This is a genomic window from Haloferax sp. Atlit-109R (assembly GCF_003665865.1).
GTDB lineage: Archaea > Halobacteriota > Halobacteria > Halobacteriales > Haloferacaceae > Haloferax > Haloferax volcanii.
This window is the reverse complement of record NZ_QPLO01000003.1, coordinates 126,755-142,480: the sequence shown is the minus strand read 5'-3', so window position 1 is coordinate 142,480 and position 15,726 is coordinate 126,755. Positions and strand designations below refer to the sequence as shown.

13 protein-coding genes are annotated in these 15,726 nt (G+C 66.4%); 6 read left to right on the top strand and 7 right to left on the bottom strand.

The features are described from left to right. Positions 1-17: 17 nt before the first annotated feature. Entirely contained in the window at positions 18-629 is a 612-nt protein-coding gene (locus tag DVK03_RS16965; protein ID WP_115803843.1) for a hypothetical protein, read from the bottom strand. A 200-nt stretch (positions 630-829) separates the two neighbouring features. Here DVK03_RS16965 and DVK03_RS16960 point away from each other — a divergent pair, with 200 nt between their 5' ends. Next, positions 830-1,069 carry a hypothetical protein gene (locus DVK03_RS16960; protein ID WP_004978002.1) on the top strand — a complete coding sequence of 80 codons (240 nt, stop codon included), beginning with the start codon at positions 830-832 and terminating at the stop codon, positions 1,067-1,069. Positions 1,070-1,463: 394 nt separating this feature from the next. Beyond that, on the top strand, positions 1,464-2,762 hold the full coding sequence (locus tag DVK03_RS16945) for a carboxylate--amine ligase (RefSeq protein WP_115803840.1): 1,299 nt from the start codon (positions 1,464-1,466) through the stop codon (positions 2,760-2,762). A gap of 78 nt (positions 2,763-2,840) precedes the next feature. Here DVK03_RS16945 and DVK03_RS16940 read toward each other — a convergent pair whose 3' ends face one another. The 4 genes from DVK03_RS16940 to DVK03_RS16925 form a co-directional block, all read right to left on the bottom strand. Beyond that, entirely contained in the window at positions 2,841-3,284 is a 444-nt protein-coding gene (locus DVK03_RS16940) for a hypothetical protein (RefSeq protein ID WP_006601045.1), read from the bottom strand. A gap of 184 nt (positions 3,285-3,468) precedes the next feature. Next, entirely contained in the window at positions 3,469-3,906 is a 438-nt protein-coding gene (locus DVK03_RS16935) for a type II toxin-antitoxin system VapC family toxin (RefSeq protein ID WP_115803839.1), read from the bottom strand. Beyond that, the gene (locus tag DVK03_RS16930; RefSeq protein WP_199506019.1) at positions 3,903-4,178 is read right to left on the bottom strand and encodes a hypothetical protein; all 276 of its coding nucleotides are present in this window, start codon (positions 4,176-4,178) and stop codon (positions 3,903-3,905) included. The genes DVK03_RS16935 and DVK03_RS16930 overlap by 4 nt, the downstream gene beginning before the upstream one ends. A gap of 153 nt (positions 4,179-4,331) precedes the next feature. Then, positions 4,332-5,765: a twin-arginine translocation signal domain-containing protein gene (locus DVK03_RS16925; protein ID WP_115803838.1), complete on the bottom strand. Its 1,434-nt coding sequence runs from the start codon at positions 5,763-5,765 to the stop codon at positions 4,332-4,334. A 393-nt stretch (positions 5,766-6,158) separates the two neighbouring features. Here DVK03_RS16925 and DVK03_RS16920 point away from each other — a divergent pair, with 393 nt between their 5' ends. The 3 genes from DVK03_RS16920 (at position 6,159) to DVK03_RS16910 (ending at position 10,030) form a co-directional block, all read left to right on the top strand. After that, the gene (locus tag DVK03_RS16920) at positions 6,159-7,415 is read left to right on the top strand and encodes a polysaccharide deacetylase family protein (protein WP_115803837.1); all 1,257 of its coding nucleotides are present in this window, start codon (positions 6,159-6,161) and stop codon (positions 7,413-7,415) included. Between the two features lie 337 nt (positions 7,416-7,752). After that, positions 7,753-8,886 (top strand): glycosyltransferase family 2 protein, encoded by a 1,134-nt coding sequence (locus DVK03_RS16915; RefSeq protein WP_115803836.1) that lies wholly within the window; start codon positions 7,753-7,755, stop codon positions 8,884-8,886. A 136-nt stretch (positions 8,887-9,022) separates the two neighbouring features. Next, a complete protein-coding gene (locus DVK03_RS16910) occupies positions 9,023-10,030 on the top strand; it encodes a DUF1616 domain-containing protein (RefSeq protein WP_199506018.1) in 1,008 nt (335 codons plus the stop codon). A 192-nt stretch (positions 10,031-10,222) separates the two neighbouring features. On the opposite strand, the gene DVK03_RS16905 is transcribed toward DVK03_RS16910, so the two are convergent. Further along, positions 10,223-12,955, bottom strand: coding sequence for a hypothetical protein (locus DVK03_RS16905; protein ID WP_115803834.1), 2,733 nt, complete (start codon positions 12,953-12,955; stop codon positions 10,223-10,225). Positions 12,956-13,409: 454 nt separating this feature from the next. Beyond that, a complete protein-coding gene (locus DVK03_RS16900; RefSeq protein ID WP_004064657.1) occupies positions 13,410-14,930 on the bottom strand; it encodes a lipopolysaccharide biosynthesis protein in 1,521 nt (506 codons plus the stop codon). A gap of 448 nt (positions 14,931-15,378) precedes the next feature. Here DVK03_RS16900 and DVK03_RS16895 point away from each other — a divergent pair, with 448 nt between their 5' ends. Next, positions 15,379-15,705 (top strand): NifU family protein, encoded by a 327-nt coding sequence (locus DVK03_RS16895; protein ID WP_004064658.1) that lies wholly within the window; start codon positions 15,379-15,381, stop codon positions 15,703-15,705. Positions 15,706-15,726 lie beyond the last annotated feature (21 nt).

The window sequence follows — 15,726 nt, the reverse complement described above, 5'->3', positions numbered from 1 at the left end:
TCAAATCGCGATTTGAGTCACGGGGCGGCGTCGCGGTGGCGGCGGTAGTGCTCCCACTCCGCGTCGGTGCCGTAGTGGACGACCAAGTCGGTTGCGGTCTGCTCGGCGACACCGGACGCGCGCCTGAGCGCGGCGGTGTTCCGTTCGAGCACCGCGGCCGCGACGGCGTCCGCGCTCCCGAAGTGGTCGAAGAGCGCCCGCGAGACGCGGTCGCCGGCGTTCGGGACCGGCGCGCAGGCCGTCCGGATGCGCGCCCGCTCGGCCCGGTCGTCCACGCGCTCGACCCACGTCTGCGTCCACGCGGCGACCGCCCCGCGCTCGGCGTCGGACGCCGGCGGGTCGAACTCTCGGACCGAGTCGTCGACGACGCCACCGAACCGGGCCGAGACGGAGAGACCGCCGGGGTGCGGGAGGACGTGGACGCCCGGCGAGTCGCCGGAGTCGACACCGACGAGCACCGCGGGGACGGCCTTCTCGAAGCGGAGCGCGAAGTTCGCCGGCCGCGGCTCGCCGGGCGGGTAGATGACCCACTCGTCGCTCGGCAGTTCGACGCGCTCCGGAAGCCAGCCGAGCGCGTCGCTCTCGGCCGGGGTGGCGTCGTCAGTCGCCGGGTCTGTGTCGCGTGTCACGTCGGTCCCTCGGTCCGGGGCGTCGGCAATCGACGCCCCGACGTTCGTCGGGTTGAGGGTCCGACGGAGAACTGATAAGACACGCGGTTGTGACTGACGCGCGACGCGGAGTGTCGCTCCCGACGACAGCTCACGACCAGACCCAGACCGCGATTACTCACACCCGGTCGCTCAAGTATGTCGAGCACGAACGCGTCTCTATGCCCGTCGTAGAAGTCAATCTCCCGGACGAACTGCTCGTCGAGTTCGAACAGCTCGTCGACGAAGAGTTCATCAGCGAAGAACAGGCCGTCGAGGAACTCCTCTCGATGGGAATGGACGCCTACGGTGCCCCCGTCGACGACGAGGACGGCGTCCAGTCCGACTTCGTCCAGAGCGCCCAGAACAACCTCTTCGACACCGCCGGCGACCCCGGCGGCCTCGACGACGACGTGCTCTGAGGCGGCGGTCAGCCCGGGCCATCTGAGTCGTCGCCTCGCGCGGCACCGCGCCGAACTGCTAACTGTTCTTTGTCTTTCGGTCGAGAGCGACTGCCTCGCCACCTCGGTCGGTTCGTCCCGGGGCGACAGTTTCGCCAGTCCCCCGGTATGCTGTGGATAACCGACCCGAAACCGTCGGATTGCTCGACTTTCACGAATCGAATCCGGTTCGTCGCGTCCGAATCCACAGTTCGGTCGCAGGTGCGGCGCTCGCGCAGCGGCGCGGTCCGACCCCGTCGCGGACGGCCGCCCGCGTTCCGACCACCGAGCCGACCGGGGCGAATCGGCTCCCCTCTCCCACCCCGAATCCGTTAGCCGACCCATACTAATTCCGTCACCGCGCGACGGTTCAGGCATGTCCAAACGCGCGCACGCCCGGGAATCGGTACTCGTTCCATCGGGCAACTACACCTGCGTCCGGTCGCTCGGCGAGCGGGGCGTCCACACGGTCATGGCCTCCGAACACGACGACACGCCGGCGGCCTCGTCTCGCTTCTGCGACGAACTCGTCCGCATCCCCGCGCCGAAAGACGACCTCGTGGCCTACAAAGACGCCCTCGTCGGCATCGCCGCCCGGCCGGACGTGAAGACCGTCATCCCGACGCGGCCGGAAGACGGCTACGTCTTCTCGAAGTACCGCGACGAGTTCGAGCAGTACGTGGACCTCGTCGTCCCCGACTTCGAGACGCTCCGCCGGGTCCACGACCGAAAGCTCCTCTACGAGGCCGCCGTCGAGGCCGGCGTCCCCATGCCGCGGACCCGCCTGTTCAGCGAGGTCGCGGCGTTCGACGAGCCCTCGATTATCAAGCCGCGGTACAACGTCGTCGCCGGCGAGTACGTCGAGAGCTACGACCCCCACGAGTACGATATCGTCAAGAGCGTCCGCCACGTCCGGCCCGGCGACCGACCCGACGCCGACGAGATATACGCCGAGATGAAACACGACCCCATCGTACAGGACTACGTCCCGGCCGAGGACAAGTACATGTTCGCGGCGCTGTACGACCACGGCGAGCCACTCGCGACGTTCCAGCACCTCCAGATTCGCGGGAACTCCTACACCGGCGGCGGCGGCGTCTACCGGACCTCGGTGTACGACCCCGAACTCGAATCCGTCGCGCGAAAGCTCCTCGGCCACATCGACTGGCACGGCCTCGCGTGCATCGAGTACCTCAAGGACGCCGAGACGGGCGAGTTCAAACTCATCGAAATCAACCCCCGGATGTGGCAGTCGCTCCCCTCGACCGTCCGCGCCGGGGCCGACTTCCCGTACTACTACTGGTTGCAGGCGACCGGGCAGAAACACCGCATCGAACCGGGCTACGAACTCGGCGTCGGCACCCACTACCTCTGGGGCGAACTCGGCTACGTGATGAGCGTCCGCCGCGACGACTCGCCGCTCGTCGAGCGCCCGTCGTTCGTCAAGACCGTCTGGGAGGTCGCCGCCTCAATCTACCGCGAACCGAGATTCGACCTCGCGCGCCTCGACGACCCGGTTCCCTTCGCCCGCTACGTGCACCACGCGCTGTTCAACCGGGGCGGCGACGAAGCCGACGAGGAATCGACCGCCGACCACGACCGCGGGGGCGACGAATCGGAAGAGCCGAGGACCGGTATCACGCTGACGCCGGGACTCAACTTCAGAGGTCGCTGAGTCGGCCGGGCGTCGTGGCGTCGCCGCTCGCCGTGGCGCTGTGGAACGCCGCGGAGCGCGGTTAGCGGTCGGACCTCGTCAGGAGCGCGCCTTCGCACGCTCGTGATACCATCCGCCGAACGCGCCGAGCGGAACGACCAACCAACCGGCAGCGATAACGGCGAAAACCACGCTCACTGGTAGCAGGAGCGCGGTGAAGACGACGGCCTCCCGTAGAACCATCTCACCGCGGGTGACGTTCGAGACGCCGACGAGGAACGCAGGCCCGAACCCGCCCGTGACAAGACTTCCGAGTGCAGTCAGCCCGCCGAAAAGCGCACCGTAGCGTTGGCGGTCGTCGTCGGGTCGCAACCGTCGCCAGAGTAGCGTGCCCACGATAAACGAGGTCGGTATCGCTACCGGGACGGCCAGCAGTCCGAGGCCGAAGACGAACCCGAGCGTCCCGTTCATCGCGCCGACGAGGGTCAGCAGCCCCGCAGCACCGAACCAGAGGGTGATTGCCAACAGTCCGGTGGCAGCCATCGCTATCCCGCCGCCGATGTCGTTTCGTCCGGCGTACGGGAGCCCTCCGGGACCGTACCGATGACAGAGCCGAACCATAGGTCGAACTGCGGCGCGCGTCCGGATAAATGTTAGTTTAGACACAGTTGTCGGTTTGCAGCGGAACCGAGCCGGAGTTGCTCTGTCGGCGCTCCCCGTGGCGCTGTTAAACCGACCGGTACCCCGGTTCGATGCGGTCGACGAGTCCGTCGAAATCCGTGTCGAAACTCAACACGGCGTCGATGCCACGCGACTCACACAGCGAGGCGATGGTCGCATCGGTGAAACTGAGGTCGTGGTCCTCGTATCGACGGAGCGTCTCCAGCGACGCCCGGACGTCGTCCGGTTCGACGTGAATCATCCGGAACACGTTCGGGAACGGCTCCTCACCGAGAATGCGACCGGCGACGGTGTCCGCCGCCTCGAACGAATCCGTTCGGGCGCGCGTGAGCGTCACCGTCTCGTCGAGAACGTAGTCGTTCGTGTACGGCTGTCCGAACTCCCCGTCGAACAGGTCGTCGAACGCGCTGACGGCTTGGTCGTGCCGGTCGGCATCCGTATCGTGGTGCGCGAAGAACACGCCGGTGTCGACGAAGACGCTCATCCGTACAGCACGTCGTCGATGTCTTCTTCCGTCGTCGTGACGCCGGACGAAACCATCCCGTCGTGGAACCGCTCGCGCTCGGATGCCGAAAGCGGGATGCGCTCCTCGCGGAACGAGTCGATGAGGTCCGCCTTGGACTCGACGGCGTTCTCGACGAGCCGCGCCAAGACCTCCTGCTGCGTCACTCGCGTCCCGGTTTTCAGCCGAATCTCGGCCTGTAACCGTTCGAGACGGGATTTCGTCTCGTCGTCCATCTTCACCGACGTGGCCATGTTCGCCGGTAGAACATACTACTGGGTAAGGTTTGCTACTGTGCTGACCAGTGTGGGACGGGCCGGGCCACATGCGATAGCCAGTATCCAGCGCGTTCACGGCCGGCAGCCGACAACTGAGGACGCAGGCAGTGCCTTCTCAGCGCCCGACGCTCACTCGTCGCGGAACGCGCAGGTCGCGGTGTAGGTCACGTCGTCGAGCGCGAGTTCGACGCCGCGGGTCCGCGTCGGCGGGCCGCTGACGTTGATGCTGGAGTGCTCGATAGCGCAGCCGGACGCGCGGTTGACGAGCACGCCGCCGACCCGGCCGTTCGGCAGGTAGATACAGCTATCGACGATGCGGGAGCCGTTTCGGTTCTCGTCGACGACGACCGCAGAGCCGTAGGGCTGACTCTCGCACGCCCCCGAGATGGTGACGTTTTCGAGGTTCACGCCCCACGGCTCCCGCGCGATATCGGTGTCGACCGGCCCCGCGTAGATGGTCTGGACGCCGGTGTCGTTGATGATGCGGCAGTTACGCATCGTGAAACCGCCGTGGCTCCCGTAGGTCGGGACGGTGATGATGCCCGGCGAGGACGGACTCGACCGGTAGACGAAGTCGCAGTCCTCGATGAGGACGCCCGTGTAACCGTGTCCCGTCGAGTCGATGCGAAGTCCTTCGGGGCTGTCGAGTCGGTCCCCATCCCGGGCGTGCTCGTTGAGGTTGTCGGCGTCGACGATGACGGTTGCGCCCTTGATCCACGAGGTCTTGGTCGGGTGGTCGCCCGCGGAGATGCGCATGTTGGTGTTGTCGTTGTTCTTGAACAGGCCGCCCTCGACGCGGAGGACGCCGCGGGTGTGGGTCGCGCGGAACGACGACGACCCGCGCTGTTCGATGTGGCAGTCTATCATCCTGACCTCACCGACCGACCGCTCGGTGATGCGAATCCCGGCGACGCCGTTCGGATAGCCGGGGAGCGCCGCGCCCTCGCGCATGTAGACGCGCCGGATGACGTTGACGCCCTCGACCGAGGTGCAGTCGAACAGCAGGAGTTGGTCGCGCGCGTGGCTGTCGGTGGGAGTGCGGCCGAGCCACTCGACGTCCTCGATGAGCGCGCCGTCGTCGTTGGCGAGCCAGATGTCGGCGCTCGTGGTGTCGTCGTCGGTCTGCTGGATGGAGAAGTTCTTCAGGACGTGGTTCGTCCCGCTCGTGATGCGGAGCATCCGGAACCGCTCGCCGGGGTCCGCCGGCGGGAAGACGAACTGCACGTCCGTGTGCGAGTCGCCGAGGCCGACGAGTCGGAAGTTCGAGACGCCGCGGTCCCAGTCGTGCTCGCGGGTGATGAGGTACTCGCCCGGCGGGAACTCGATGGCCGTGTCTTCACGGTACGTCTCGTCGAGGATGTCGTCGACCGGCTCTTGGCCCGTCGGGTCCATCCCGAGGTCGTCGACCGCGTCGAAGACGGTGAGTTCCGGCTCCGGCGTGGGCGTCTCCTCGGTCGGCCTCGGCGTCTCGGTCGGCGTCTCCTCGTCCGGCGTGTTACAGCCGGCGAGCGCGGCCCCGACGCCGACCGCGCCGAGCGTCCGCAGATAGGTTCTGCGCTTCACCGGCGGAGAACCTCCGTGCGCTCGCGGCGTTCCGGGCGACTATCCGGCGTCCGTGCAGCGGCGTCGAGTCGTCTCGAAGGGCGAGATGAAAGCGGGAGAGAGAGGGACCAACATCGGTTGCACATGTTTCCCGTCAGTTGGACGGGGAAGGTGATTGGTAAACGGTGTGTAACCGCGGCTGACGGCGCGAGGGGCGCGGAATCAAGGCTCGTCGGTGGCGGCGAATCCGGTGAAGGAGACGTACGAAAACACGGGACAGAACCGGCGTCGCCGCAGTGTTCGCCGCGTTCAGTCCGGTGCGACCGAGATTACGAGTCGCATTACTATCCACTCGTGGCGACAGTTATCCGTATGAATCTTTCACGGCGTTCATACCTCGGACTGGGCGCCGCCGTGCTCAGCGGCTGTGTCGCGAGGGGTGGAGAACCGGCCGGAACGCCCGAGGCGACCGCGACCAGCGTGCCGCCAGTTCCGACCCCACGCTTCAGCTACGACGACCCGAGCGTCGACGCGCCGGGGGACCCGCTTGCGGTCGCGTTCAACAGCCGCGAGCGGTTCAGAGACGCCGGATGGCTCGTCGACGACTTCGAGGACGAGCGCCGGTGGGAGACGTTCGCGGGGCGGTTCGCCGTCGAGGAGGACGTCGTCTACTGCGGGTCTCAGTCGCTCCGGCTCGAGGCGACGCCGGCCGACGAACGGGTGTGGATTTACCGGACGTTCGACGGCGGTATCGACCTCTCCGGGGCGGACCTCTCGCTGGCGGTCAACCTCGAAACGCCCGACACCGAGGGCATCACGGTTCGCCTCGCCGCGCCCGACTACGACAACACGCTGCTTCTCGGCCGGCACATCTGGCGGGCGGGCTGGCAGCGCCTCGACCTCGGGCCGCGGCGCGTCACCGGGTCGCCGGACCTGACGGACGTCACCGAGATAAGCATCCAACTGTACACCGGCGGCGGCACGGCGGCGCGGTTCTACGTCGACTCGCTCCGGGCCAAACCCCGGGCCGACGCGGGTAAGGTGATGATTACGTTCGACGACAACACCCGGAGCCAGTACGACACGGCGTACCCGATACTGGAGTCCCACGGCTTTCCCGGCGTCGTCGGCGTCATCCCGTGGACCGTGGGGTCGAGCCACCGCATCCCCCGGGACGGGATGGACGAGATGGTCGACGCCGGTTGGGACATGGTGAGCCACCCCCAGCGGTCGGACTCGTTCCGCGACCTCTCGCCGGTCGACCAGCGCGCGAGCATCAGGGAGTCGAAGGCGTGGCTCGTCGAAAACGGGTTCGAGCGCGGGGCCGACTTCATCATCTGGCCGTACGGCCGGTACGACGAGTCGGCGCTCGACGCCGCGAGCGACTACCACTACCTCGGTTTCGTGACGGTCGGCGGGCCGACCGGCGCGATATCCGACCCGCAAATCGTCGGCCGGACCGACGGCGACGACGTGAAGAAGGCGAAGCAGGCGCTCGATTTCGCCGCCCAGTACGACCAACTCGCGGTGCTCATGTACCACGACGTGACCGGGAAGGGGCGCTCCGTCAGCCCGGCGGCGTTCGCCGAGACGATGGACTACGTGGACGAACTCGGGCTGGACGTGGTCACGGCGTCGAGCTACTGGGAGTCGGTCCGAGACGCCGTCTGACGCGGCGACTCGCTCGGAACGGAACCCCGCCCGGCACGCCGGCCCTGCGGGCGACATACCGATTTTCATGACAGTCTCGAATAACTTGATTCGAAGGTAGTCAGTCACGTTTCGAAGAACGTTAGACACCCGCACAAACCGTCTGAAACGCCTGAAATTCGCGTTTACGTACGTGTTGCTGACGACTAACAAAGACCCGAACCGCCCAATCTGCGGGTCGAAGTATCGATGTTCCTACGCACTCTCCAGCTCGATTCGTCGCCGCGGGGACGACGCCCCCGACGCGGTGGGCCGGCGGCCGCGCGGCGTTCACCACAGCGGACCCACGCGAGGGACGATGTATCGCGGTAACGCCGTGGGCGTCGTCGTCCCCGCGTACGACGAGGCGCGGTTCGTCGGCGGCGTCATCGACACGCTCCCCGCGTTCGTCGACCGCGCCTACGTCGTCGACGACCGCTCGACCGACGGGACGTGGGAGGTGATTCGGCGGCACGCCGCGCGCGAGAACGAACGGGAGGCCGCGCCCGTCGTCGCCGCGGCCGACGGCGGCGCGCCTCTCGACCGGCGCGTCGTCCCGATTCGACACGCGGTCAACCGCGGGCGCGGCGCGGCCGTCAAGACCGGCTACGAGCGCGCGCTCGCCGACGGCATGGACGTTATCGTCGTGATGGACGGCGACGGCCAGATGGACCCGGACATCATGCCCGCCATCATCGACCCCGTCGTCGACGGGGACGCCGACTACGCCGTCGGTGACCGGCTCGCGGCTCGGGACACCCGCCGGGGGATGCCCCCGTGGCGGCTGTTCGGCAACCTCCTGTTGTCCGGGCTGACCCGCATCGCCAGCGGCTACTGGCACATCCGCGACCCGCAGAACGGCTACACGGCCGTCTCGGCGGACGCGCTCTCGGAGTTGGAGTTCGACCGGCTGTACGACCAGTACGGCTTCCTGAACGACCTGCTCGTGAACCTGAACATCGCGGGAAAACGCGTCGCGACCGTGCCGATGCGCGCCCGCTACGGCGACGAGGAAAGCGGCATCAGGTACTCGACGTTCGTCCCCGGACTGTCGTTCCTCCTGCTCAGAGACTTCCTCTGGCGGCTCCGGGTTCGGTACCTCGACGGCGGCGTTCACCCGGTGGCGGTCCTCTACGCGCTCGGCGTCGTGGGCGTCCTCGCCGGCGTGCTCCGACTGGTCGGCGGCGTCGCGTCGAAGGACCGCGACGGTGCGGGGCGAGCGACCCTCGCCGGGGTCATCGGGGGGGTTGCGTCCCTGGGCGGCGCGATGCTCCTCGACAGCCGCGCGAACGAACCGCTTCGAATCGCGGCGGCACCGTCCGCGTCGTTCAAGCGGGACGAGCCGAGCGACTCGCAGTCGTCTCGCGTCGGCGGCGACGACGAGAGCGACCGACGAGGAGACAGCGAGAGCGAGACCGACGGTGTCGCAGACCACGAGGTAATCGGGGGTTAGTCACCTCGTACCGCCGAAATCGGGGGCGTGAGGCGCTCAATAACAACAGCCTAGTCGCGTCATCTATCCAGTAATGGGGTCCACATCACACAGCAAAAGACGGTTAAACCGGGCGCTCGGCGAACTCTCGCTGGACGTGCCCTTCGCGCTGGTCATCGTCGTTGCGAGTAGCCTCGTCGCGGCGCTCGGCGTCGTTCCGACCGTCCAAGCCCTCGTCGGGCTCCCCGTACTGCTGTTTCTCCCCGGATACGCGCTGTTGCTCGCGCTGTTCCCCGCCGGGTCGTCGGACGCGCCCGCCGGGTCGTCGGACGCGCCCACCGAGGGACCGTCGTTCGGTCGGTTCGAGTGGCAGCCCAACCTCAGCCTCGCGGAGCGCCTCGCGCTCGCCTTCGGAATGAGCGTCGCGCTGCTGCCGGTCGTCGGGCTGACGCTCCTCTGGACCGGCGTCGGGTTGGACACCGCGCCCGTCCTCCTCGCTCTGGCGGCGGTCATCGTCGTCGGTCTCGCGGTCGGTGAAGCCCGGCGGCAGCGACTCCCCGAAGCAGAGCGGTTCCGCGTTCCGATTCGCCGCTGGTACGCCGACGTGGTTCGGTCGTTCGACCAGCCCTCGCGGGTGGACTCGTTTCTGAACGTCGCGCTCGCTTTCGCGGTCATCGTGGCCGGCGCGAGTCTGGGCTACGCGCTCGTCGCGCCGGGGACGGGCGAGTCGTATTCGAGCCTGTCGCTTCTCACGCAGGACGCCGGGGGCGAGTTCGTCGCCGCCGACTACCCCGAAGCGCTGACGGTCGGCGAGCAGACCTCCCTGTTCGTCTCCGTCGAGAACGTCGAGGGCGAGGCGACGAGCTACACGCTCGTGGCCGAACTCCAGCGAGTCGAGCGAGCGAACGGCGAGGTGACGGTCGTCGAGCGGCAAGTCCTCGGGTCGCGGACGGAGACCGTCGAAGACGGCGAGACGTGGCGGACCCGCCACAACTTCGCCCCGGCGCTGACCGGCGAGGACCTCCGGCTCACCTACTTCCTGTACGAGGGCGACGCGCCGGCGGAGCCGAGCACCGAGACGGCGTACCGCTCGGCGTACGTCTGGGTCACCGTGACCGAAGAGCCGACCGCCGGCGGCGCGGACGACGCGGGCGACGACGCGTAACGCGAGCTCGCCCGCGGCGCGTCGGCCCCGGCGAAGCTGGCGGTCGTTCGGTCGTCGAGTAGAGCATCGAAAAAACCGCGTCGGAATGCGAACGTGGGTGCCTCTGTCGTCTGCGGCGTCACCGCGCGAGCGGCGCGCCGCGCGTAGTTTCTGTGTCCGTGCTGTGCCGTCGTGTCGTTTTCCTGCGTCGCCTCAGCCGTCGTTGTCTTCGAACGTCAGCGCCGCGTCGCCGGCCAGGTTCATCTTCGTGATGTCGCCCGAGAACCGGAAGGCGTCGATACCGTCCGTGACCGACCCCTTCGCCTTGCCGTTGGTGAGGCTGTCGTCGCTCTCCGTCGGCCCGACGAGCGGGTCGTTCAGGATGTCGCCGGAGACCATGAAGTCGTACGTCGTCTCCGTGCCGTCGCCCTCGACGACGAGGGTGTTCGGCAGGGAGAACACGGCGGGGTCGACCCGCGTGCCGTTGACGTAGACCTCGGCCTCGCCTTCGAGGAACGACAGCGACGTAATCGTACCCGTGAAGGCGTACACGTCCTCGACGCCCTCGGTGGTCACCCAGCCCGTCGCGGAGCTTTCGGACACGTCGTCCCACTGTTCGATGGTGTCGCCCGAGGCTTCGAGCGTGCCGCTGACGGTGACCTCGTACTGCGTCTCGGCACCGGTGCCGACGAGGCGCAGTTCGTTCTGACTGTCGGTGGTGTCGTCGGTCGAATCCGTCGACCCGTCCGTGCCCGAGTCGGTCGAACCGTCAGTGCCCGAGTCCGTCACGGCGTCCGTGACGGTACTCTCGGTCACCTGCTCGCCGTCGACGTAAATCTCGGCCTCGCCCTCGACGAAGCCGAAGGAGGTGACGCTTCCAGCGAAGTTGAACGTGTCCTCGACGCCCGCGGTCGTAATCCACCCGCTGGCGGAGGTGCCGTCGATGGTGTCCCACGTCTCGATAGTGTCGCCCGAGGCTTCGAGCGCGTCGCTGACGGTGAACTCGTACTGGGTCTGCGTGCCCGTACCGACGAGGCGCAGTTCGTGCGAGAGGTCGGTGGAGTCGGTCGTCGAGTCGTCGGTCGAATCCGTCGACCCGTCCGTGTTCGAATCGGTGGAGTCGTCGGTCGTCGCGCCCGTGACGGTACTCTCGGACACCTGCTCGCCGTTGACGTAAATCTCGGACTCGCCTTCGAGGAACGAAAACGAGTCGATGTCGCCGGAGAACGTGTAGGCGTCCTCGACGCCGTCGGTCGTAATCCAGCCGGTCGCGGTGCCGCTTTCGATGTCGTCCCACTCCTCGATGGTGTCGCCCGACGCCTGGAGCGAGTCCGTCACCGTGAACTCGTACTGGGTCGTCGTGCCCGTGCCGACGAGTCGAATCTCGTTCGGGAGGGGCTCGGCCGTGCTGTCGTCCGTCGTCGAATCCGTCGAGTCGTCCGTCGTCGACGAGTCGCCGCCGGTACTGCCATCGGCGCTCGGGAGCGGACAGGAATCGCCGCTCGTGATGTTGCTCGTGTCCACGTCGGCCCCGCTGAACACCGTCGCCTGCCCGGAGACGTTGATGTTCGAGTCCACGATTTCGCAGTTCGTGGCGTCGTTGACGAGGACGCCGTCCACGTCGCCGTTCGGGAAGTGGATACAGCTGTTCTGGACGGTCGAGCCGTTGCGGTCGTTGTCGATGCAGACCGCCGCGCCGGCGGGCTGAGACCGCGTGCTGCCCGTGATGGAGACGTTTTCGAGGTTCACGCCCCACGGTTTGTCCGCGGTGTCGGTGTCGACGGAGTCGGCGTGAATCGTCTGGACCGACGTGTCGTTCTGGATGCGGCAGTTGCGCAGGGTGAAGCCGCCGTGGCCGGCCCACGTCGGCGACGAGACGATGCCGCGCGAGGTGGGGCAAGACTTGAAGATGAAGTCGCAGTCCTCGATGAGAACGCCCGCGTACCCGTTGCCGGTGGAGTCGATGCGGAGCCCCTCGGGGCTGTCGAGGCTGTCGCCGTCGCGGGCGTGCTCGTTGAGGTTGTCCGCGTCCATGATGACGGTCGCGCCCTTGATCCACGAGGTCTTTTCGGGGTGGTCGCCCGCGGAGATGCGCATGTTGGTGTTGTCGTTGTTCTTGAACAGGCCGCCCTCGACGCGGAGGACGCCGCGGGTGTGGGTCGCGCGGAACGACGACGACCCGCGCTGTTCGATGTGGCAGTCCACGAGGCGAATTTCGCCGACAGAGCCGCCCTGCACGCGGATGCCCGCGACGCCGTCGGGGTAGCCCGGAAGCTCGGCACCCTCGCGCATGTAGACGCGGCGGGCGACGTTGACGCCGTCGACGGAGGAACAATCGTACGCGAGGAGCTGGCGGCGAGCGTTGTTGTCGGTGGGGGTGCGGCCGAGCCACTCGACGTCTTCGATGAGGCCGCCGTCGTCGTTTATCATCCAGATGTCCGCCGTGGTGGTGTCGTCGTCGGTCTGCTGGATGGAGAAGTTCTTCAGGACGTGGTGGTCCCCGCTCGTGATTTCGAGGAACCGGTACTTCTCGCCGTTGTTGCCCGACGGGAAGACGAACTGCACGTCCTTGTGAGAGCTACCGGTGCCGACCATCCCGAAGCGTGAGACGTCGTCGTTCCAGTACTGCGTCTCGGTGGCGAGATACTCACCCGGAGGGAATTCGATGAGCGTCCCGCTCTCGTACGCGGAATCGAGTTGGTCGTCTATCGGTTCGTTTCCGTTGGGGTCCATTCCAAGGTCGTCCACCGCGTTGACGACGCGGTCCCATTGGATACCGAAGCGCTCCTCTGGTCCAGACGCAGCCGACGCGACGCCGGCAGAGAGGGCAGTCGATGCGGCCATCGCACCGAGTTTGAGGTAGTTCCGCCTGTTGAGTTGCGATTCGAGGATGGAGTCCGAATCCGCGGCGGATTCGTCGTCGTCTCCATCGGTTAGTCGTACCATATCTCAGGAAAGCCCTCGTTAAGGTGATAATCATTATTGCAGGGTATAATCTGATTAGCTACGATTACTTGCGGGATTGCTTCGGATGGAGGCCAGTTAGTTACCGGTTGTATATCAAAGACACACCTTATATTCATCCAGATAAGCATCAACTAAATACTAATATCGCGGCGATTTGAGCCCGTGAAACAACCGCTTAATCGGGACAATACGGGGCGAATCGGTAGCCTGTGTCGAGTCCGCTTTGGCCCGTAAAACGTCTCTGCTCGTCGGATAATCAATCTATGAACTGGTAATTACGCTCCCACCGAACCTTGCGAGGGCGTTCGTTTCACCGCACCCACATTTTCTGACTGTGTTCTGATAGGTTTGATTCACGTCGAAGCTTCAGCTAGCAATGAGAGTCAGTCGAATCGACCACTCGCCGGGGCGTCAAATCGGCCGAACGCCTCCCTCACTTCGACATCACGGAGACGAGTTCCCGGAGGTTCTGTTTGACCCGCCAGTCGAAGAGCGTCATGAGCGACGCGGCGCTGACGACGTAGGCGACGACGCCGATGGCGACGAGGAGCGCGAACTCGACGAGCGGCGACCCGACGCGGTTCTGCGCCGCGAGGACCGCCAGCGCCATCGCGCCGCTGGCCGCGACGGGGTACGAAAGCTCCCGGAGGAACCGTCGGTAGGTCGTGTCGAGGGTGCGTTTCATCTCGCGCGCGTAGAGGGGGACCATCGGGAACGCGAGGATGCCCGTGACCGCGAGGGCGGTCCCCTCGATGCCGTAGGCGCTCGTCGCGGGAACGATGGCGACGGCGAGCAGGGCGACCCTGAGGAAGCCGAGTTTGGTCTGTACGTCGGGGCGGCCGACGGCGCGCCAGACGGGGTTGAACGTCGCGAAGAGCGTCCGAAAGAGCCCGTAGGCGACGAGAATCTGCATGGCGAGCACCATCGGCAGCCAGTCCGCACCGAGGAACGCGCCGACGAAGGCGGGCGCGACGAGGTAGATGCCGACCGACATCGGCAGGGCGACGAACGCCGTGAGTCGGAAGGTGCTGAAGAACGCCTCGCGGAGGGCGCGCTGGTCCTCTTGGAGCTTCGAGTACGTCGAGAACATCACGCTGGAGACGACGACGGCGATTTCGGTCGCTGGCGCGTTGGAGATGCGGTAGGCGAGCTGGTAGTAACCGAGCGAGGTCGCGGTCAGGAGCCAGCCGACGACCGCGTCGTCGCCCTGCCCGTAGAGGAACTCGACGATGGACGACCCCGTGACCCACTTCCCGTAGCCGATGAGTTCGGCGGCGTACGCGCGGTTCAGCGCGGGACGCGGGCGGTAGGGGTGCAGGAAGTAGGTCGCGACCGACCGGACGCCCGCGTCCGCGAGGTAGCCGAAGATGAGCGCCCAGACCGTCGGGCTGACCGCGGCGTAGCCGAGCGCGACCACGACGTAGGCGGTCGTGCCGCTGACCCGGTAGGCGAACTCCTTGTGAAACGCGAGGTCCTTCTTGAAGTAGACCATCGCGGGGTTCCGCAGCGCGAGGAAAATCGGGACCAGCGCGATGGCGCGGATGAGGTCCCGCGCCGCGGGTTCGCCGAACAGCGAGGCGAGCGACGGCGCGGCGAGGTAGAGAATCGAACTCATCAGCAGGCCGCGGAGGAGTTCGAGCGTGAACGTCGTGTTCAGGTAGTCGTCCACGTCGTCGTCGACGCGCTGGATGAGCGCGGCGTCGATGCCGAGGTTCGTCAGGCTCAGAAGCGCCGAGATGGTGAGCAGCGCGATGCCCATCAGCCCGATGGCCTCGGGGCCGAGCAGTCGCGCGAGGACGATGAACATCACGACCTTCAGCACCCGGTCGAGGACGTTCATCGCCGACACCCACATCCCGCTTTTTACCGTCCGCTCTGCGAGGTCGCCGTCGTCGTCGCCGGGAACGAACCGGCGGCGAATCGTCCGGACGACCGAGCGTATCCTATCTCTCATCGAAGGCACCTCTCGGGCCGCCGCTTCGACGACGACCCGGCGTATTCACGAACGGTAACACTCGGCTACACATCGGCTCACGAGGCGATTAATTATTGACTCGCTACTGGACTCCGCGGGGGCCGGGGCTCCCGCGGCCGCGGGAATTAGGCGCTGTTTGACGGGACGACGGACCCGACGGCCCGACGGCGAGTGACGGCGACCGAGGGAATCGAGATGGTGGGCGACCGGACGACAACGCCCACGGATGCCGACGAGTGTGGGGGCTCCCGGAGTCGAAGCGGAAGTCGAAAGTCGCGGAGTTTTAGGCCACGCGAAAAATGATAAGAATCAGATTATAGAAGGTTCGTGTCGCCTAAAACTGCGCTGTAAGCCCTATATCCCCCGAATTTAGGCACCCCTAATAGACCAGATTTATTACAAATAAAGCCGTACGTTCACCTGTAATATGAGCGCGCAATCACTCGAGCGACGAACCCGGAACTACCTGAGCAACAACGTCCCGCAGATTCAGGAACACGGCGGGCACTTCGAAATCGAAGACGTGGACGACGAGACGGGCGAGGTCACCATCGCAATCGGCGGGGCGTGCTCCGGATGCGGCATCGCGCCGATGACGATGAAGGCCATCAAACAGCGCATCGCCACCGAGGTCGACGACGTCTCCGAAGTGACCGTGCGACAGGCCAGCGGCCCGCGGGCCGCCGTGATGCCGTCGAAGACCGACGAGATGGACCAGATGGAGGAGTACGAGGACTACAACCCGCCGTTCTGAGCCGGTGGGGCGTCGACACCT